Genomic DNA, 16,279 nt, shown 5'->3' with positions numbered 1-16,279 from the left:
GGGATGAAAAAAACCCCCAAAACCCTCAAAACCCCCATCGGCTCCAGCGAGCGCATCAGAATTCTGACGCAACAGAAGCCGGCCGGCCGGGCGAGGCATAAGCCGGGGTGGCGCTGACGCGGCAGAGCGAGAAACGGTTTCCGTGTTTGCCGTCCTCCCGCATCTCGATCCGGTGGCCGTCGAGCACGCGCCCTTTGATGCGGGAGAACCATCGCCCTAGGCGGCGGCTGTTGACGACGCCGCCTTCCCCAGCTTGGCGCAGCAGCAGGTCTCGAAATTCAGGCAGGAGGAACCCCTGCGTGTTGAAATCGAAGTTGCTGGTCGGCGCTTTGGCGCAGGCAGTCTTGGTGATGGCGTTCGTCGTGTAGCCCTCCGAGAGGGTCAGGTGCTCGCGCCAGTGCTCGAACAGTTCGCGGATCGCGGACAGCTCCGGATCCTCCTCGCGGGCAGTCTCCATGCTCACGACCGGATCGTCATGGCCGAGCCAGACGAGCGGCGAGCGCACCATGGCGGACCAGTCCTCGTAGCTTCCGAGCGCACCACAGACGGTCGGCGAGCCGGCGATCTGGTAGGCGCGGATCACGGTGAGTGCGGCGGCGACATAGGCTCCACGGTTCGCCATCACCCGGTCGAGGGGGTTGAAGCTGAAGTCCCGCAGTTCGGGGCGGTCCATCTCCGCGTCGAGCGAGCAGAGCACAGCGCGGCGGGTCATGTCGCCGGCGAGCACGAGGTTGTTGCCGGTGGCGAAGGTGGTCGAGCGGCATTCCAGTTCGGGCGCCTCGGACTTGCCGAGGATCCGGACCCGGACCAGGGGGCGCTCGGTAAGCTGGCAGAGCATGTCGCCGCCCAACTCGCCGTTGACGTTATCGATCGACACCACCGGCACCGCGTCGCGCAGCAGCGCACCGAGGCGCTTCTCGGTCTCCTCCTCGGTCTTGCCGGCCGCGATCACCGGGCAGCGCCGGCCGGTAGCGATGACAGCCGCGAGGTCGACCAGGAAGCTCTTGCCGGTACCTGGGCTGTGGGCCCGGATAGCGTGGAGCGGCGCCGTTGGCAGCACGCCGCGCACCAGCGCCGTCAAGATACCGGACAGGGCTACGGCGCGGTCCACCGGGCCGACGAACGGAAACCCGACCAGCAGCGCCTCGATGAAAGCGAGGGCCGAGATCGCTTCGTTGCGGTCCGGACGCTCCATCAGGTCCGGCATGGTGAAGCCGGGATCGTGCGCGAGGTAGAGCCGTGTCGCGGGATCGTAGCCGGCCGCCGTGAGCAGGGACCCGTCCGGGCGCAGCGTCGGTGTGGTGATGATGCCGGCAACCGGCGGGACGCGCCATTGCCCCTCGCGGGCGAGCAGCGTCAGGGTCATCTCGGCCGGCGGGTTGACGTCGAGCCATTCCTCGGCGCGCCAGTCGAACTTCTGCACCCGCATGATGCGGGCGACCATGTCGGCGAGGCTGACGGCCACCAGCGGGCTCATTCGCGCCACTGTGGTCATGCGGCCCTTGGCGGCCGGCACCTCGTCGATGACGGGCCGCACGAGGGCACCGGCGCGGGAGTAGATCTGGACACCGGCCTCCAGAAGCAGCGCCTCCATGCGGTCGACCGCCTCGGGCACCTTGCCGTTGACGAGCCGCACGATCGGCCGACCGTCATCCTCCTCGCTCGGGGCAGCCTCCGGGTCAGCGCTGGCGCGGCGCTCGGTCCGGTCTTTTTTCGGGGCACCTGACCGGCCGGCGCCAGGGCGCTTCCACCCGTTCTCGGCGGCGTGCCAGAACAGGGTTGCGATGGTGACACTGCGCCCCTGCGCGAAAGCCGAATACTTTCCCGCTGTGTGCGCCGCGTCATCCTTGGGAGACGTGGCGGACCAGCTCTCCCAGAGGTCGCGCCCGCCCTCGCCGAGCCCGTGATAGAGCGCGTACCCGATGCGGATCCAACCGTCATAGTCGAAGTCGTTCGGGATGCTGCGAAGCGCGTCGGCGACGGTCTCGCGGTCGGGCTTCTCGTGCAGGCCGAAACCACCGACCTTCCGACCCTTGGTCTCCTGCCTCGCCTGGGTCTGACCTTTCTGCTTGCGCTCGCGCCGTGTGGCCGCGCCAGCCTTCCGCAACAACTCCTCGGCCTCGGCCACAAAGTCGTGCAGATCGTCCTCGGTTATCTCGGGTAGGTCGGCGAATGGGACGGTGAGCGGCGAGGCGTCTGGCCAGCGGTAGGGTGCGGCCGTCTCGGGGTGGATGCCGAAGCTAACGAAGTGCTGACCGCTCAGCAGCACCTCAACCTTGGTATCCTTTTCCTTCGGGTCGTCGGTGAAGAACAGGGCCGGGGTCTGTATCTTTTTGGCGGGGATCGCGAGCCGATAACCGAGTAGTAGTTTCGGTTCACGACCAATCCGGACTAGCGGCGTGGGGCCGAGCATGTCGCTGGCTCGTGCGGCGATCGACGCGGCCAGTTCTGGTGCCCGCACATCGATATCGACGCCTGCCAGTCGGCCGCACAACAGGCCGGTGTTGGTGCTGTCCGGGTAGCGGACGCCCCATTGCCTGATGTCATCCGGGGACGCGTCAAGGCATTTGCGCTCCCACGCCGGCATCACCGGGCGCTTGCCGGCCGACGCGATGTTCATGCTCGGGCTGGAGACCGGCACCGGGTGGTAGCCGTTCTCACGCAGGGCGAGGCGCAGGTCGGTCTCGGACGGAAAGGCGTGCGCCGTCATGCTGCACCTCCGAAATGATGAGAAGGATCTTCGAAGGTCGTCCCGAGGCGCACCGCGGCATCGCGGGCGATCTGCACGGCCTCGTCGAGCGAGAAGGCGGTTCCGACGAGTGCGCCACAATCGCCGGAGGCGGACGTGTGGTCGATCCGCCAGCAGCCGCCGCCCTCGGGGTCTGGCCAGATGCTGATTTCGCAGGGGCGGTTCGGGATCGGCTCGGCCAAGCCGATGGCCAACGGCGTGTTCCGCCACGTCACGGGGATGCCGTACCGCTTGGCGTAGGCGCGGGCGTCCGACATGGCGTGGTGCTCGTCGAGTGTGCGCTCTAGGGCTGTGAAATACCCGGTCGGGAGGCGCAGCCACGCCACCCACATGTCGACCTGCGGGGCTACAATCACCTCGACGGCGATAGGGGTCTTCCGGGTCGAGAGCGGGCTAGGGAAGGCGACGATTTTGCTCATGCCGCCTCCCCGCGCTTCAGGGTTTCGGGGCGGGCGAACGCCGAGCACCAGTCGTTGCCCAGAACGTCGGGCCACAGGGCGTCGCCGGTTTTCTTGTCCCGGCGCGGAGGCTTGGCGCGGCAGTCGCCGCGGGGCTGCTCGCCGATCGCGCCGAGGACCCCGCGGCCGCCGTAGACGTAGGCCGTGCTGTTCTGGGCGAAGTGTTGGCACCAGGCGCAGGCCTTGGTCTTGCGTGTAGGTTTGATGAGGCGATGCATGTTAGGCCGCCTCCCCGCGCTCGCCGGATCGGGCGGGCTCGAACTGGCGGCACCAGTCGCTGGCGCTGACCACTGGCCACGTCGCGTTCTCGGACCCGATCGCGTCGGGATCGATCGTCGGGACGCCGGCTCGGCACTGCCCAGACGGCCGCCGGCCTACCACCGTGCGGCCGCCGGGCATCTCGTAGCTGACGCCCATGTCTCCCCAGGGGCGCCACGCCGTGCAGTTGAAGCACGCGAGCGCGCCCGGGGCGGGGGTGAAGATACGGGTGCTGCTCATACCGCCCCCTCGTTTTGGGGAGCGGGCCGGAGCGCCTGGGCGGTCGAGGCGGCGGACGCGAGTGCCTTGGCCGCGCAGTTCAGCGAGTAGGCCGCGCCACGCGCGTCCCTGATTAGGGCGAACTCGACCGCATTCCGGGCGTAGGCCTCAGCTAGGCTGGCGGCCTCGGCGACCGCGTCGAACACGAGGGCGGCCGTGGGGGAGATGGCGGGCGCCCTCATCGCGCACCCCGCCAGCTTTCCGGCACGCCGTAGCAGTGCTCAGCCTTCACAGCGGCGACGCTCGGGCTCAACCCGAAGCGTCTTGCGAGGGTTGCGGCTTGAAAATTTAGGGTAGCTGGGGCAGATACTTCGGTGTCGACCGCCAAGACGACATTCCGAGAGCCCGCCGTTGCCACCCGCGACGCGCGGGTTCTTCCGTTCATAGGTCTGTTGATCCTGAAGAGTGCGCCGGCCGGCACGGCGCGGATGGATCCGGCCAGCGGGGGAGCGCCCCGCTGAGAGCGGGGTCAGGCAGCAAGCTCGTCCATGTCGAGGAGCTTCCGGGCGACACGGTTGGGGATCACCAGCCGGCGCTGGCCGATCCGCTTCGCCTCGATCTCGCCTCGGGAAATCATGTCGTAGACGAGCGACACAGAGACCCCCATCGCCTTGGCGAGGTGGCTGGCCTTAGCCGGCATGCCCGCGGCTACCTCATCCCGAACCGTCATCTGTGCGCCTCCGTAGGTCAGCCAATGGATGTCCTACGTCTTAGATACATGCTGGACACGGCCCGTGCAAGTTTGGTAATCCACTGGCTGCTCTAACCGGACGGACTGGACGTAAAATGGCTAAGCGCTCTCCACGGACCGCGACCGGGAAGCCTCGGCGCGTGCCGGTCAGCACGAAGATCACCCCTGAGCTGCGCGACCGCCTTGACGCTGCCGCGACCGATGCTGGCCGCACGTTGGGCAATGAGATTGAGCGTCGGTTGGAAAGGTCTACGAGGTTCAAGGAAGAGCTTCTTGATATTCTCGAAGACGAGCGCACCCTTGTTGCTGCAGCTGCGATTGCAATTTCGTGGAGCAGTATTGAAACAATTACGGGCCGCAAATGGTATTCAAGCGTTGATACACTTCTTGCCGCTCAAGCGTCTGCCCATAGCGTAATGGGCATAATGCGGTCAGAGGATGGGAACAGTATCTCCGGCGCACCTGAGAAGATAAGACAGGATCAAGCTGCGAACATAATTGCACTTGGTTCGGCTTTGGCCGAGACCACCCGCAATCTGATTAAGGGCCTTCCGAACGAAGTTGCGGCCAACACAGCGATTGCATTGGCCGAAACCGCTTTCGGCCTCCCGTCTGATGAAAAGTCGGCGCGATCCCAAAAAAAAAGTAGGCAGACAGTCTAAACCGCCCAAAACACGTATCGTTTTTATTTAACGTCTTACGTATCTGCGAGTCTCCGCTACTTTGTTCAGTAGCAACGGAGGCCGCACATGCGCCCGCTCAACTTTGATGCAACGATCACGATCCGCACAGATGCGGATCTGCGCCGCGCGATCGACGCCGCAGCCCGGCGGGAGGGCGCTTCGGCCAGCGAGTGGGTGAGGCAGGCGCTGGGGGCCATCGTCGCGCCAAAGGATCCGCCCTGCTCCCCCACACCTGTCGCCCTGGCCGTCATTCTGTCCTTGGCAGCCTGATCATGATCGCTCGCGTTCTCGCCCCCCTAGATCGGCGGATTGACAAGCAGGTTGTAGCAGCCGTGGTAGCTCGACAGGCGGATCGTGCCGATGATTTGCTGGCGCTAATCAAGCGCCAGCGTGATCTCACGCCCTTTCATCCTGTCTCTGACCCTTCGCGATCGCGAATGCTCGGATCGCAGAAGCTCGAAGATGCACTCCGGCCCGCACCGTTAAGTCTGCAAAAAGCTCGGCTTCCTTATCGGGAAGCTTCATGGATGGGCCAAGTACGTCAAGCGTTGCGGCCAGCTGCATGGCGTATTCTTCGGCTTGATCTCTCGGCAAGTCGTGCATCTGCACGGCGAGGAGATGCTCAATGAGCGCCCCTTGTGCCATGACCATTGCTGCAGTGTTCCGCAGAGTTTCGTCATCCATTCTCAGCTCCATCGGTTCGGTTCGCACCACCGATGTAGCGCGCTCGCTAATCGCCGTCTCTGGCGGCAACGTGAGCGTCGCCATGCCGACGGCCGCCTGAGATGGGCGACGTCCATCACCTCCCGATCCGCAACCTGCCGCCCGCGCCGCCGGACTGCTCGGCCAGGGGGAAACCGTGCCGGGGCAGGCCTCCCCGACGGCCGGCGTCGCCTCGCTGTCGGCCCAGCCGCTTGCGGTTGCTCCCCCGCCAACCGGGTTCTCGGCCGACCCTGCCGCGCAGCAGCAGGAAGCCAACCCCTACGCGCAGATCGGCAACGCCTTGAAGAGCATCGCCGGCGGCCAGCAGAAACAGGGGCAGCAGAAGGCCGGCGGGATGGCCGGGGGCGAGGCGCCGGGCGGCCGGCCGATCTCGCTGCAGCAGGCGAGGCAGATGTTCACCCCCGAGAAGTTCTACGGGATGCTGCGGAATGCCGGAGTGCGCGGCCAGGTTCGCGGATCGTAGGTCTGGCCGTGCTGCGCGGGCATCACTGATGCTCAGCCACGCCGGCGCGACATGGTGACTTCCTCAAACCCTTTCGGCCCGCGAGGACAAGGGTAAGTGGCGGTGAGCATGTCGAGCGTGAGGTTCCGCAGGCTTGCACCGCCTAAATGTGATGCGTGCTCATGAACATGATCTTTGAAATGTACGAACAGCTCTTCTGACGTAATCATGCCGCGTTCCACGCAATAGGGCGGAACGTTGATGATGTTATCTGTGCGCACTTGATAATGAGCCGCGATTATATCTACCTGCGTCCGGATCAAATCCATGCACGCCGTCTCAGTGGAGGCGCCGTGACGCTCACAAAATCGCGCTAAGACCGCATCGTCTGATAGTGGCCGCTCAACGGGGATCTGCATCATTGCATTGGGCACCTCTCGCACGGCGGCTTTCGCAGGGGGCGAGGGCGTCGGCCCTTGGGAGATGATTGCACCCGTAAAGAACGCGACGGGGAGCATCCACAAGAGCAACTTATTTTGAGATGCGTTTGCCATAATCCACCTGCTACATCGGGAAAGATACTGGCTTACGCAACTGACTGATCAGGACGCGGATTTGATCAAATTTTATCGATTTTTATTTATGCGGCTCGGGAGTCCAATAGGATTAAAGAATATTTACAACTGTCATTGCAAATCAAACAGGCATCGTCACGATCTGTCCAAAGCCAGCGGCTATGCTCTCCCCACAATTGAGGGTTTGATCATGCGACGCCTTGTGTTGGCAGCGGTATCCGGCCTGCTTATCCTGGGCGGAACAGCAGCAACTGAAGCCCGAGGCTTTCGAATTGGCAGCGGCCTAGGTGTGGTCAGGAGCTATACAAAAAGCAACGGCACTGTAGTCCAAGCACATTACAGGACTGCGCCGGACAGCCGCTTGGATAATAATCTAAGCTATACTGGGAAAAGCACTTTGCGTGGCGTAATCCCACAAACGGCAGTTGCACCTTCGCCGATCAGTGCGGCGCCAATACAAACGGCAAATGCGGATGCCGCGTTAGCAGTGGGCCCAGCACCGATGGAAGCGGTGGCCCTGCCGGAAGTACGGCACGTTCATCGACATCACGTGGCGTGTCCGAGCGAGAAAATGATCGGCGGTGCAGACTCCTACAACACGTTCTGCTTGATAAACTAAGCCCGCATCGCTGGCCGGTGTGATGAACGCGGCCGAGCTGCAGCTCAACAGTGAGAACCTGCAGAAGCGCAGGACGCCACCTGGATTGGCCGCAATGCAGGTCGCCCGGATCAAAGCTGGTTTGCCTACGCAGTAACAGGGGACCGGATACGACCAAGGCGTCTGCGCCGTCCGCCCTACAGAACACGCGCAGACCCTCACCGCATGGCTCGGCCCGTTCCACCACCCGCGAGAATTCTCGTCCGGCCTGATCGGTCGAGGTCGACAGCCGCTTGTCGGCAGCCCTTTTTCGGTTCTGCTAGCCTCGTTTTTCCCAGATTTGGAACTTCAGTAGGCGTGCTGGTCACGCTTTTGACCCCTCCCCCTTGGAAGGTGGGGCCGTGATGACCCTTCCCTTGGGCAGGGGTAGGCCAGGCGGTATTCCCCTTCCGGGTCAGCCGTAGCCACGACAGCCACTCCGGCGAGACGATGCGGAGCACGTTCGTGTCGTTGCGGAAGCCGGTGATCTGGCGCTCCTCGACGGTCAGGAGGCCAAGCCGCGCTGCCTCGCGGATCGCGTTCTTCACGGTCGAGCGGCACACGCCGGTGACAGCGGCCATGTTCTCGATCGACAGCCGACAGTCCTTCCGGCGCGCCACCTCGGCAGCCACGAGGGAGAGCACGGCCTGCTCGGCCAAAGTGAACCGGGCGACGATAGCCTGCGGCATGCGGCCAGAGGCGGCCCAGCGGCGGCGGCGCTCCATCGAGGCGTCCGTGCGTGGCCGCGAGCCAACGCCGGGCCTCCTGGGACTGCTCTGACGATCCTGAGGGGTATGCCGGTTGGTAAGGGCCTCAGTCAGCGGCCGACGAGCTGCGGGCGCGTCCGTGCGTGCCTCGATCAGCCCAGACAGCGACTCAGCCTCGGCTTCCGTGATCTTTCCGTCGCTGTAGGCGCGCCAGAGCGCAGCCGTGATGGTGGGCAATGCGGCGCGCGTAGCTCCCTCCGCCTGTCGGCGGATCTCATCGGCATAGTTCATCGAACCCGGTCCCTCACGGGCCGCGGCTAGGGTCCAGGCAAAGCCTTCCCGTTGACGGAAACGAGTTCCGTCTTGACACCCCGGGGGGTCTCATGGCTTGTGGGGGGTATTCAAGACCGGCCCCACCAGGCCCTCGGTTTTTCAGCAGCCTCTTCCTTGCCGGGAAGGGGCTGTTGGCTTTTCAGGGTCTATCTCGCGGCTGCGGTCTCCTGAATTGCCGGCTCTCGACTCGCCAGGGCGGGTCCGGCCGGAACAGCCCATGTCGGCCGGGCGGCACGGTTAAGTCAACGTTGAGGGGCGCCCGCAGTGATCTTTCGGCATCCAGCCCGGTGCCGCATTAGCGCAGGTACCCCGCGTCCCGCAGATCGCGCTCGACCTCGGTGTAAATGGACCGCAGCGGGTCGCCATTCACGGTCGTGGGCGGATGGGCCTCAGACACCGGCGTGAGCGCGGTGCGCACGAATGTGTCGATGTCCTCTGTTCGGGCCACGTTCGTAACAGGACTTCGCCGCGTGAGATGCCGGAATAGCCGGATCATGACGCGGGTGATCTCGGAAGGGTGCCGCATCCTGCATCTACCAAAAGATCGGCTTCAGCACTTTGGGCAAGCTGCTCATGCGGGCAGACCAGATGCCGCCCGCAGCAGCGCGTCCACCCGCCCCTCGCTGAACCGCTCAGCTACATAGGCCAGCCCGGCCTTACTGCAGGCTCGGTTCAGTTCCTCGTCGCTGTGCAGCGCCACGATCGATCGCGCCAAACCCGCAGGCGTGTCAGCCACCAGCCCCGCGAGCGGCTCGGGCAAATTCAGCCCCTCAGCCGCTGCCGGCGTACACACGCACGGTACCCCCGCCGCGAGGCTGTCGAGCACCTTGCCCTTCACCCCTGCACCGTAGGCGAGCGGCGCGACAGTCAGCCGTACCCGGTCGAAGACAGTCGCGAGGTCAGGCATCTGTCCGAGCGCCTCGACGCCCGGTCGTGATGCTGCGAGTGCCTGCAGGCTCTCGGGCATCCCGCTGCCGACGAGTAGGCACGGGATCGCTGGCTCGGTCGATACAGCGGGCATGACGGCCTCGATCAGGTACCGCGCCGCATCGACGTTCGGCCGGTGCCCGTAGCCGCCGATGAAGGCCAGCCCCCGTCGATCCGCGAACGGCACCGTGGTCGGGCGTGACGCCACCGCCCAGGGCACGACGTGCACCCGCTCCGCCGGGACATGCCGACGCAGCAGCGCTGCCTCGTGGGTCGAGTGCGTGATCACCGCATCTGCGGCCTGTGCTGCTGTCAGTTCCAGGAAGCGCAGGTGCTTGGCATAGGCACCGAGATCGGCCCGACCCTCGATTTCAGCCTGTCGGGCGGTGCGTAGATGGTGCAGGTCGGCGACGCTGTAGACCAGGCGCGCGCCCCGCTGCGTGTCGCGCACGAGCTGGCTGTAGCGACCGGCGGTATCGACCCGGTGCAGGTACACCAGCGCGAAGGCGCCAGCGTTCCGGCGTAGCACCTCCTCGACCGTGGCGTACCAAGGGTGCAGGCAGCAGGTGATGCCCTCGGCTTCTAGGGCAGCGCCGTCGGCCCAGAGGTCGGCAGGCACGAAGGTCACGGCGTACCCGAGCCGCTGCAGCGAGCGCATGTGCGATAGGATTGCGTTCGAGCCCGCATCGCGACCTGCGTCCGGCATCACGGTGTCGACGACGAGGGCGCGAGGCTGGTTCTGGCTGGCGGCCAGCGATCCGTGCCGCTCGGCGCGGGTCCGGCGTAGCAGCTGAGCCTGATCCATGAGGAAGGCGAGGCGTTGGTCCGCCTCAGCGTCGTCGACCGGCTCAGCTAGTGCGTGTACCAGCCGCGCCTGCAGATCTTGGTCGAACGCGGTGATCGGATCGAGGGCCCGGGGCGAGCTGGGCAGCATCGCTCCGTCACCCTCACGGCGGACTGCTACCGTGCAGCGGGCCAGCGCCGGCAGCACGCCGTCGGGGAAGGCGAAGTCGAAGCCGTGTCGGCCGTGGCCGATACCCTCGCGCACGAGGTCGTCGCGGGGTCGATCAGCGAGGCAGCGGCCTACCACCCGGCCATCGACCGAGACGAACAGGCTGACGGGGGTGTCGGGCGCAGTGGTGTCCTGCGCCCAACCGATCATCTGCCGGCGGGACAGCCAATCGACGTGCCCGCGTAGCGCCATGGATCAGGCAGCGATGGCGATCGCAGCCTCGATCCGCAGCGTGCCGAGCACCGCACCGTCGGCCGAGCGGCGGACCTCGACCGTGTGAGCGGCCTCGAGCGCGAGCGGCTGCGGCAGCTCCAGATCGAAGGCGTGGCAGCCGTCGCCGATGCCGGCAGCCTCGAGGTCAGCCCGGTAGGTCTCTGCGCAGGCCATGGCGACCACAGCGCCGTCCACGACGATATCGAGGCAAACCGGACCATCCGGGTGCGCGAGATCCTGGGCCCAGCCCGAGATACGCAGGCCGTCGCACAGGTCGAGGTGGCCGAGCAGCTCGCCGAACACCCGAGCAGGTGCCACCGGCAGGCCAGCGCGCAGGGCGAGGCGACGGCGCACGGCCTCCAGGGCATAGCCGTCCTTGACCCGCTCGGCGCAGTAGACCGCCGCGACCGGCCATGCCGGCTGATGCGGGTACAGGGCGCGGTAGCTGGCGGCGTTGTGGAAGATCGCTCGGCCCCCATCGTCGACGAAGCTCTCGGCCGGAGCACCTTCGGCCAGCAGCACATCGTGGCTATCGAGCTCGATGTGCCAGTAGGTGAGGCTCTCGACGCGCTCGGCCTTCACGATGGTGGCGCCGTTGACGAGGTGCTCGGCCGGGACCAGCACGCCGTCCAGGTACAGCGCGTGATCAGGCGAGACCCACAGGTCGCGGTTCGGCACGCCGTCGGCGAGCGCCCCGGCCTTCACGCAGACCGGCAGGACGGCCGGGTTCGTGTTGGCGAAGCGGCCGATGTAGCTGCGGTTGCCGATCCAGCGGATGGGGCGATGTGCGCCGGAGGCGGTCACAACCACATCGCCAATCGCCAGAGCCTCGACGGCAACCTCGCCACGGTCGGTTAGGATCTGGGTGCCGGTGCAGTAGCACGGGGCGTTGTTGGCCGGAGGCGTCGGAGACGCAAACCGGAAATTAGCGATCGTCGCCCGGTCTTCCTGGCTGATGCCTGCGAAGAACGGCGAGTTCGTCGGGATCGGATTGCCGCCGTTGGTGAGGCTCTCGGCGATGCTGCGGCCGCGCGCTATGTCACCAACGACCTCATCAGGAACGCCGTCGTTGTTGGCGTCGGCGCCGCTGCCCTGCCTATTCACGTCGCCAGTGACGACGGCGAAGGTAACGAGCCTCACCGTCTGGCCGGGCGGCACCGTGATGGTGTAGCTTGAGACTTCATCGGTGTTTCCGTTGGCGAAAGTCAGCACTGGGTTGGCCACCGCGCCAGTGTTGCCGAACACACCGGTGACGGTTGGATCGGTCGGGCTGGCACCATTGTTCGACTGGTTAGAAACGAGGTAGCGGCTGCCGCTGCCCTGGGCGTCGTAGTGTGTCCTGCTATCGGACCCAAGGTTATTGCGATAAATGACCGTACCGGTGATGGGTGCGTTGGTGGTGTTGGTGAAAGTGTCGATCACCCGCACGGCGTTGGGCACGCCGGCGTCCGTGAGCGGTTGGGTAATGGCCGAGGTCGACCCGACGCTTTGTGTCCCGTTGTAAGCGTGCGTCGCTTCAACGATGCGGGATGCGGCCAGGCCGTTGGGGACGGTGGTAGACAGGCCGTCGAAACCGTCGTCTAGGGCGAGGAACCCGGTTGTGGTCCCGTTCGCCCCGACACCCGAACTGTCCGCCTCATAATACACAGCCGATGTCGGCGTGCCGGTCACTGTCGCTGCCGTCGCGCCTGGAGTCCCGGTTAGATAAAAGTTAAAGATCTGCTGTTCGACGGGGGCAGAACCGGAAGCCATTTTTTGCTCGTCTCGTCCGAGGGATCGGGCCGCAAGCCCATTATGTCTCCCTATGGAGCTGCCTGAAATCTCGATTTTCGTCGAGCCGTCGAGCCGGCTGAAACTTGTCTGAGCGCCCTAAAATCAGTCTTCGGTGTCATTCCTCAAGACTATGTAGTTTTGATGTGACAGCCATGGGACATGATATTTTCCAGGAGTGCGTAGTCTAATTTTACCTGAACTGGTATTTAGGAGGCCGCCCCATCGCGTAGCTGCCGCAGCGTGTCAGCCCTGCCTGGCGACTATGTCGAGCAGCGCCACTCCGACGGCCGCAATGAAGTTCCCTCGCCCACCCCAGCGCATGGGCTCCACCTGGATCACGGCCGGGGTGGTCTCAACCGCCATCTCCGGCAGCACGACCTCAGGCGCCTCGGTCTCGCGGTCGGCGTCGTTACCGCGCATCCAGACCACCTGACTGCCGGTATGGTTCTCAGGCGCGGCCAGGGACGGTTCGGCGTCGGCGCCATCCTCCAGGTCCGTGTCGCCATCCATGCGATCCAGCACGGCGATGATGCGGTCCGCGGCGTCGAGGGCGACCTGGGCCGCCTCTTCCAGGCTGGCGCGAAGGCCGCCACCGGTCATCGGCTCCAGGGTCTCGGGAGCGGCCGGTTTCGGGCGCGGGGTGAAGGTGAGCACGTCGCCCATGATGTCAGGTCTCAGGGTGTGATGGGGGAGCCCGGCGGGATCCGGCCGGGGCGGTACGAACGGCTACGGAAGGAAGAGGAGCGCTTGTCAGCGCCCCGCCCGCTCGGCCTCGACGTGGGCGGCGAGATCCCGGGCAAAGGCCTCGGTCTCGTCAGGGTCGCCGTTCTGGATGACGGGACGCGACAGGATCGTCAGCCGGGTCTCGCGGTCGCTGGGCGTATCGGGCCGGCGCCGATGAACCTCTTTGCGGGTCGCATCCGCCACGTCGGCCAGAGCCTCGCCGAGCCACTGCATCAGCTTGCCCGCGGCGTTGTGGTGGTCGCCGGGGTGGCTCTGCCTCGACCAGTCGTTGGCGTGCGCCGCCCCTGTCCAGGCCATGGCATAGGCCACGTCGCCGACCGTCCCCGCGAGGTCGTAGAGCGCCCGCAGATCCTCCAGCGTGGCGGATGCGAAGTCGATCTGGTCGACGAGGTTGGTGCCGATACGCGGGGCGGCCTCAGGCTGCTGCGCCAGCCGATCCACGTCCTCGCGAATGTTCTCCAGGAAGGCGGTCGGGACGCTGCCGTTCACGTCCGGCAGGATCTCGGGCAGCAGGAGCGTCAGCTTGCACCGCACGTCGGCGAGGGACCGGGCCGGGACGGCGCGCAGGGCGACGCCGGTCTGCTCGACAGCACCGCAGCGGGCGTTCGACGCCTCGTTGCTCTCGTCGGTCTCCAACAGCATGGCGAGGGTCGCGTCCCGGTGCGCCTCGACAGCCTTCCGCAGATCGGCCGAGACCCGGTTGTCGGACAGAGCGTCGTCAGCAGCAGACCGGGCGCCGTCGGCGATCGTCACGAACACGGTCGAGGGCTCAGCCGCTGGGGCGGGCGTCATGATGGGCTCGATGGCCAGCGCCGCCTCGTCCCGGACGTCTCGCCAGAGCGAATGCGATAGGGCCTGATCCGCGTCGGGCAGCTCCGGCGGGTTGAGGTAGAAGAAGCTCGGGTTGTAGCAGGCCAGCGCTCTGAGCTTCACCCGGAACCCAGCCACGGTGTGCGCAGGCAGTGCGGCGATGCGCAGCGCGAGATCCGTCGCCTGTTCTCCGGCCTGGTTGGCGGCATCGTCGAGCGCGGGTGTGACGTACTCGTCTTGGACCCGGTTCCGCTCCGCCCGCCACGCCTCCCAGGCGGTCACGATCTCGTCCGCCCGCTCCTGCGCCTCCGGCCAGGGGTAGGTCTCGACGACCGTGTGCGCGTCCGCCGGTAGGCTATCCTCGGGGCGCACGGGGCGGCGCACCTCCCGGACGTAGGGCTTGCGCTTCATCCAGGCGATGTCGTCGGCCGTGACCTTCGTGCCTTCGAGGTGGTCCGGGTGGGTGAGGAACTTGCCCAGGCGCAACGGGTGGTCGGACGCACGGAACAGGAGCGCCGCCGGGCGCTCGAGCATATGCCGGTTGGCCTCCTCCTGCGCCACGTTGCAGGCGTCGCACGCCGCGGTCTCACGCTTTCGGGCTGCCTCAAACTGGCGGCCGAGCTGCAGCAGCAAGGCGTCGCCGGCCGAGTTCTCGTTCGCCAAGCCGTCGGCGCCGAACGCGAGCAGGTCCCGGGCGAGGCCTTCACTCAGGCCTTCGGGCCACTCCACGCCGATGTCGTCGCTGCGCTGGCCGACGCGGGCCTTGAGCTTCAGCCCCGCCAGAGAGGCGGCCGGCAGTTCGGCGATCTGGATCTCGATCTTATGGAGAGCGGTCCCGGCCTCGCCGGCGGCTTCCTCGGCGGATGCTACGCCGGACCGCTCGCGCCAGTCCTCCTTCTGCTGAAACCAAGCGCGCCACTCAGGTCCAGCACCATCCGGCGCGGGGCCCGGCCAGCTGTCCTCGCTGGCGGTCTCGCCGATCAGGCTCTCCTCGTCCGACAGCCGCTGGTAGAAGTCGACCGCCCCCTCCCAGACCGGAGCGAGCGCCAGCAGCTCGGCGTCGGCCTGCTCGCGCAGGGCCTGCGTCGCGGGCTCGACGCCAGTGCGGATCGCCTGGGCGGCCTCGAAGGCGCGACCATGCCGGAATGCGAGGGCGTGGACGGCGTCGCTGCGCAGTTCGCGCCGGATCCGGGCTTCCCAGGCCTCATGCTCATCGCCGGGGAGGCGGTTGGCCTCAAAGACGCGTCGGCGCCCGATCTCGCCCCGCACCCGGTTGTGCATCTGCAGGGCGTTGAAGCCGATCCAGTGTGCCATCGGGCGGCGCGAGACCTTCCCGGAGGCGTCGGCGTAGGAGACCGTGCCGTCGCGGTGGTCGATGCCGCCGCCGGCCAGCACGTCGTGGTCGGGGCCAGCCTGGGCCACCTGGTCGGCGAAGTCGGGCGCAGGATCTGCGGCAGGGGCGGCAGGCTCAACCGGCTGCCGTGCGACGCGCGAGAGATCGGCCTGCAGGTCGGCGGCGCGCTCCCGAAGGCTCGGGCGCTCGGCATCGCGGCGGATCAGGTTCTTCAGGGAAGCTCGGAGGGACATCGCGGGATCCTCGGGTGAGGTACGCGGGCGACCGGCCCGCTCGGGTTGCGGGCTGGGTCAGAGCAGGGTGGCGAGGCCGGTCAGCACCATGCCGCCGCCGATGATGAAGGCCGCGGCCAGCAGCTCGCCGGCGGTGTCGAGGAAGCGCAGGGAACGGGTGTGCGCGGTGTCGGGGCGAACCGGGGCGACGGCCTCCCAGGCCTCGATCGTGCCGGGCTGGGTCTCGTCGGGCAGGTTGCGGTAGCGGCGATCAAGCGGGACCTGACGGCGACCTGTCCGGGCGCTAGTGCTGCGCACTGGGACGGGCTGGCTGAAGTTCGGGATCCGGGCATAGGACATCGTTCGCGCTCCTGGTGGGGCTCGTGGCGGCGGCCAGAAAGGGGAAGGTCGACTCAGTCACCCAAGTGTCTGGGCGGTCTCGTCTTTTAGGCGCCCAGCGGCCCGAAAACGGCTTCTAGACTCATGCTATCAGTGAGCAGCCATGTGGCGGCCCATCTTGGCGGCACGCCACGCGGCGGTGAGGCAGACGGACATGGCCTCGGCCCAGGTGCAGCCGTACCGCTCCTGATGGGCGCGGGCGGCGGAAGCGGCGGCAGACATGATGGCGCCGCGGTCGAACTGGCCAGCGGCGAACAGCGGGCGGCGGGTGGTGCGCACCGTCATGTCGATGCGGGCTTT

Annotated in this window: 18 protein-coding genes; 3 read left to right on the top strand and 15 right to left on the bottom strand. The window is 66.5% G+C overall.

The features are described from left to right. Positions 1-55: 55 nt before the first annotated feature. The 6 genes from FV228_RS01525 to FV228_RS01500 all read right to left on the bottom strand — a co-directional run bounded on the left by FV228_RS01525 (position 56) and on the right by FV228_RS01500 (position 4,414). Entirely contained in the window at positions 56-2,710 is a 2,655-nt protein-coding gene (locus tag FV228_RS01525; RefSeq protein WP_147852981.1) for a PriCT-2 domain-containing protein, read from the bottom strand. Further along, on the bottom strand, positions 2,707-3,168 hold the full coding sequence (locus tag FV228_RS01520) for a hypothetical protein (protein ID WP_147852980.1): 462 nt from the start codon (positions 3,166-3,168) through the stop codon (positions 2,707-2,709). The genes FV228_RS01525 and FV228_RS01520 overlap by 4 nt, the downstream gene beginning before the upstream one ends. Continuing rightward, entirely contained in the window at positions 3,165-3,425 is a 261-nt protein-coding gene (locus FV228_RS01515) for a hypothetical protein (RefSeq protein ID WP_147852979.1), read from the bottom strand. The genes FV228_RS01520 and FV228_RS01515 overlap by 4 nt, the downstream gene beginning before the upstream one ends. A gap of 1 nt (position 3,426) precedes the next feature. After that, entirely contained in the window at positions 3,427-3,705 is a 279-nt protein-coding gene (locus FV228_RS01510; protein WP_147852978.1) for a hypothetical protein, read from the bottom strand. Further along, complete coding sequence (locus FV228_RS01505) at positions 3,702-3,926, bottom strand: hypothetical protein (RefSeq protein WP_147852977.1); 225 nt, start codon at positions 3,924-3,926, stop codon at positions 3,702-3,704. Before FV228_RS01505 ends, FV228_RS01510 begins: the two co-directional genes overlap by 4 nt. Before the next feature lie 287 nt (positions 3,927-4,213). After that, on the bottom strand, positions 4,214-4,414 hold the full coding sequence (locus FV228_RS01500) for a hypothetical protein (protein ID WP_187277592.1): 201 nt from the start codon (positions 4,412-4,414) through the stop codon (positions 4,214-4,216). 161 nt (positions 4,415-4,575) lie between these two features. Here FV228_RS01500 and FV228_RS01495 point away from each other — a divergent pair, with 161 nt between their 5' ends. Next, positions 4,576-5,097 (top strand): hypothetical protein, encoded by a 522-nt coding sequence (locus FV228_RS01495; protein ID WP_147852976.1) that lies wholly within the window; start codon positions 4,576-4,578, stop codon positions 5,095-5,097. Between the two features lie 87 nt (positions 5,098-5,184). Next, on the top strand, positions 5,185-5,388 hold the full coding sequence (locus FV228_RS01490; protein ID WP_147852975.1) for a ribbon-helix-helix protein, CopG family: 204 nt from the start codon (positions 5,185-5,187) through the stop codon (positions 5,386-5,388). A gap of 126 nt (positions 5,389-5,514) precedes the next feature. On the opposite strand, the gene FV228_RS01485 is transcribed toward FV228_RS01490, so the two are convergent. Continuing rightward, a complete protein-coding gene (locus FV228_RS01485) occupies positions 5,515-5,886 on the bottom strand; it encodes a hypothetical protein (protein WP_147852974.1) in 372 nt (123 codons plus the stop codon). 91 nt (positions 5,887-5,977) lie between these two features. Here FV228_RS01485 and FV228_RS01480 point away from each other — a divergent pair, with 91 nt between their 5' ends. Beyond that, positions 5,978-6,304, top strand: a complete 327-nt coding sequence (locus FV228_RS01480) for a hypothetical protein (RefSeq protein WP_147852973.1) — start codon at positions 5,978-5,980, stop codon at positions 6,302-6,304. Between the two features lie 32 nt (positions 6,305-6,336). On the opposite strand, the gene FV228_RS01475 is transcribed toward FV228_RS01480, so the two are convergent. The 8 genes from FV228_RS01475 to FV228_RS32845 form a co-directional block, all read right to left on the bottom strand. Then, on the bottom strand, positions 6,337-6,837 hold the full coding sequence (locus tag FV228_RS01475; protein ID WP_147852972.1) for a hypothetical protein: 501 nt from the start codon (positions 6,835-6,837) through the stop codon (positions 6,337-6,339). A gap of 837 nt (positions 6,838-7,674) precedes the next feature. Continuing rightward, positions 7,675-8,493, bottom strand: coding sequence for a helix-turn-helix domain-containing protein (locus FV228_RS01470; RefSeq protein WP_147852971.1), 819 nt, complete (start codon positions 8,491-8,493; stop codon positions 7,675-7,677). Positions 8,494-9,106: 613 nt separating this feature from the next. Continuing rightward, a complete protein-coding gene (locus FV228_RS01465; protein ID WP_246693790.1) occupies positions 9,107-10,624 on the bottom strand; it encodes a glycosyltransferase family 4 protein in 1,518 nt (505 codons plus the stop codon). 45 nt (positions 10,625-10,669) lie between these two features. Beyond that, positions 10,670-12,439 carry a Hint domain-containing protein gene (locus FV228_RS01460; RefSeq protein ID WP_147852969.1) on the bottom strand — a complete coding sequence of 590 codons (1,770 nt, stop codon included), beginning with the start codon at positions 12,437-12,439 and terminating at the stop codon, positions 10,670-10,672. A gap of 264 nt (positions 12,440-12,703) precedes the next feature. Then, positions 12,704-13,123 carry a hypothetical protein gene (locus FV228_RS01455; protein WP_147852968.1) on the bottom strand — a complete coding sequence of 140 codons (420 nt, stop codon included), beginning with the start codon at positions 13,121-13,123 and terminating at the stop codon, positions 12,704-12,706. 87 nt (positions 13,124-13,210) lie between these two features. Then, positions 13,211-15,601, bottom strand: coding sequence for a hypothetical protein (locus tag FV228_RS01450; RefSeq protein WP_147852967.1), 2,391 nt, complete (start codon positions 15,599-15,601; stop codon positions 13,211-13,213). 57 nt (positions 15,602-15,658) lie between these two features. After that, positions 15,659-15,940: a hypothetical protein gene (locus FV228_RS01445; RefSeq protein ID WP_147852966.1), complete on the bottom strand. Its 282-nt coding sequence runs from the start codon at positions 15,938-15,940 to the stop codon at positions 15,659-15,661. A 129-nt stretch (positions 15,941-16,069) separates the two neighbouring features. Continuing rightward, on the bottom strand, positions 16,070-16,279 hold a 210-nt coding region (locus FV228_RS32845; protein WP_187277591.1), incomplete at its 5' end, for a hypothetical protein.

Origin of the sequence: Methylobacterium sp. WL18, assembly GCF_008040015.1 — a bacterium.
Lineage (GTDB): Bacteria > Pseudomonadota > Alphaproteobacteria > Rhizobiales > Beijerinckiaceae > Methylobacterium > Methylobacterium mesophilicum.
The sequence above is the reverse complement of the archived record's forward strand: the minus strand, read 5'-3'. Positions and strand labels throughout refer to the sequence as shown.

Bases quoted from the DNA above. Each gene is read 5' to 3' on its own strand.
- FV228_RS01515 (WP_147852979.1), bottom strand. From the start codon at position 3,425: ATGCATCGCCTCATCAAACCTACACGCAAGACCAAGGCCTGCGCCTGG.
- FV228_RS01470 (WP_147852971.1), bottom strand. From the start codon at position 8,493: ATGAACTATGCCGATGAGATCCGCCGACAGGCGGAGGGAGCTACGCGC.
- FV228_RS01455 (WP_147852968.1), bottom strand. From the start codon at position 13,123: ATGGGCGACGTGCTCACCTTCACCCCGCGCCCGAAACCGGCCGCTCCC.
- FV228_RS01500 (WP_187277592.1), bottom strand. From the start codon at position 4,414: ATGACGGTTCGGGATGAGGTAGCCGCGGGCATGCCGGCTAAGGCCAGC.
- FV228_RS01510 (WP_147852978.1), bottom strand. From the start codon at position 3,705: ATGAGCAGCACCCGTATCTTCACCCCCGCCCCGGGCGCGCTCGCGTGC.
- FV228_RS01445 (WP_147852966.1), bottom strand. From the start codon at position 15,940: ATGTCCTATGCCCGGATCCCGAACTTCAGCCAGCCCGTCCCAGTGCGC.
- FV228_RS01460 (WP_147852969.1), bottom strand. From the start codon at position 12,439: ATGGCTTCCGGTTCTGCCCCCGTCGAACAGCAGATCTTTAACTTTTAT.
- FV228_RS01490 (WP_147852975.1), top strand. From the start codon at position 5,185: ATGCGCCCGCTCAACTTTGATGCAACGATCACGATCCGCACAGATGCG.
- FV228_RS01485 (WP_147852974.1), bottom strand. From the start codon at position 5,886: ATGGCGACGCTCACGTTGCCGCCAGAGACGGCGATTAGCGAGCGCGCT.
- FV228_RS01450 (WP_147852967.1), bottom strand. From the start codon at position 15,601: ATGTCCCTCCGAGCTTCCCTGAAGAACCTGATCCGCCGCGATGCCGAG.
- FV228_RS01525 (WP_147852981.1), bottom strand. From the start codon at position 2,710: ATGACGGCGCACGCCTTTCCGTCCGAGACCGACCTGCGCCTCGCCCTG.
- FV228_RS01465 (WP_246693790.1), bottom strand. From the start codon at position 10,624: ATGATCGGTTGGGCGCAGGACACCACTGCGCCCGACACCCCCGTCAGC.
- FV228_RS01505 (WP_147852977.1), bottom strand. From the start codon at position 3,926: ATGAGGGCGCCCGCCATCTCCCCCACGGCCGCCCTCGTGTTCGACGCG.
- FV228_RS01520 (WP_147852980.1), bottom strand. From the start codon at position 3,168: ATGAGCAAAATCGTCGCCTTCCCTAGCCCGCTCTCGACCCGGAAGACC.
- FV228_RS01475 (WP_147852972.1), bottom strand. From the start codon at position 6,837: ATGGCAAACGCATCTCAAAATAAGTTGCTCTTGTGGATGCTCCCCGTC.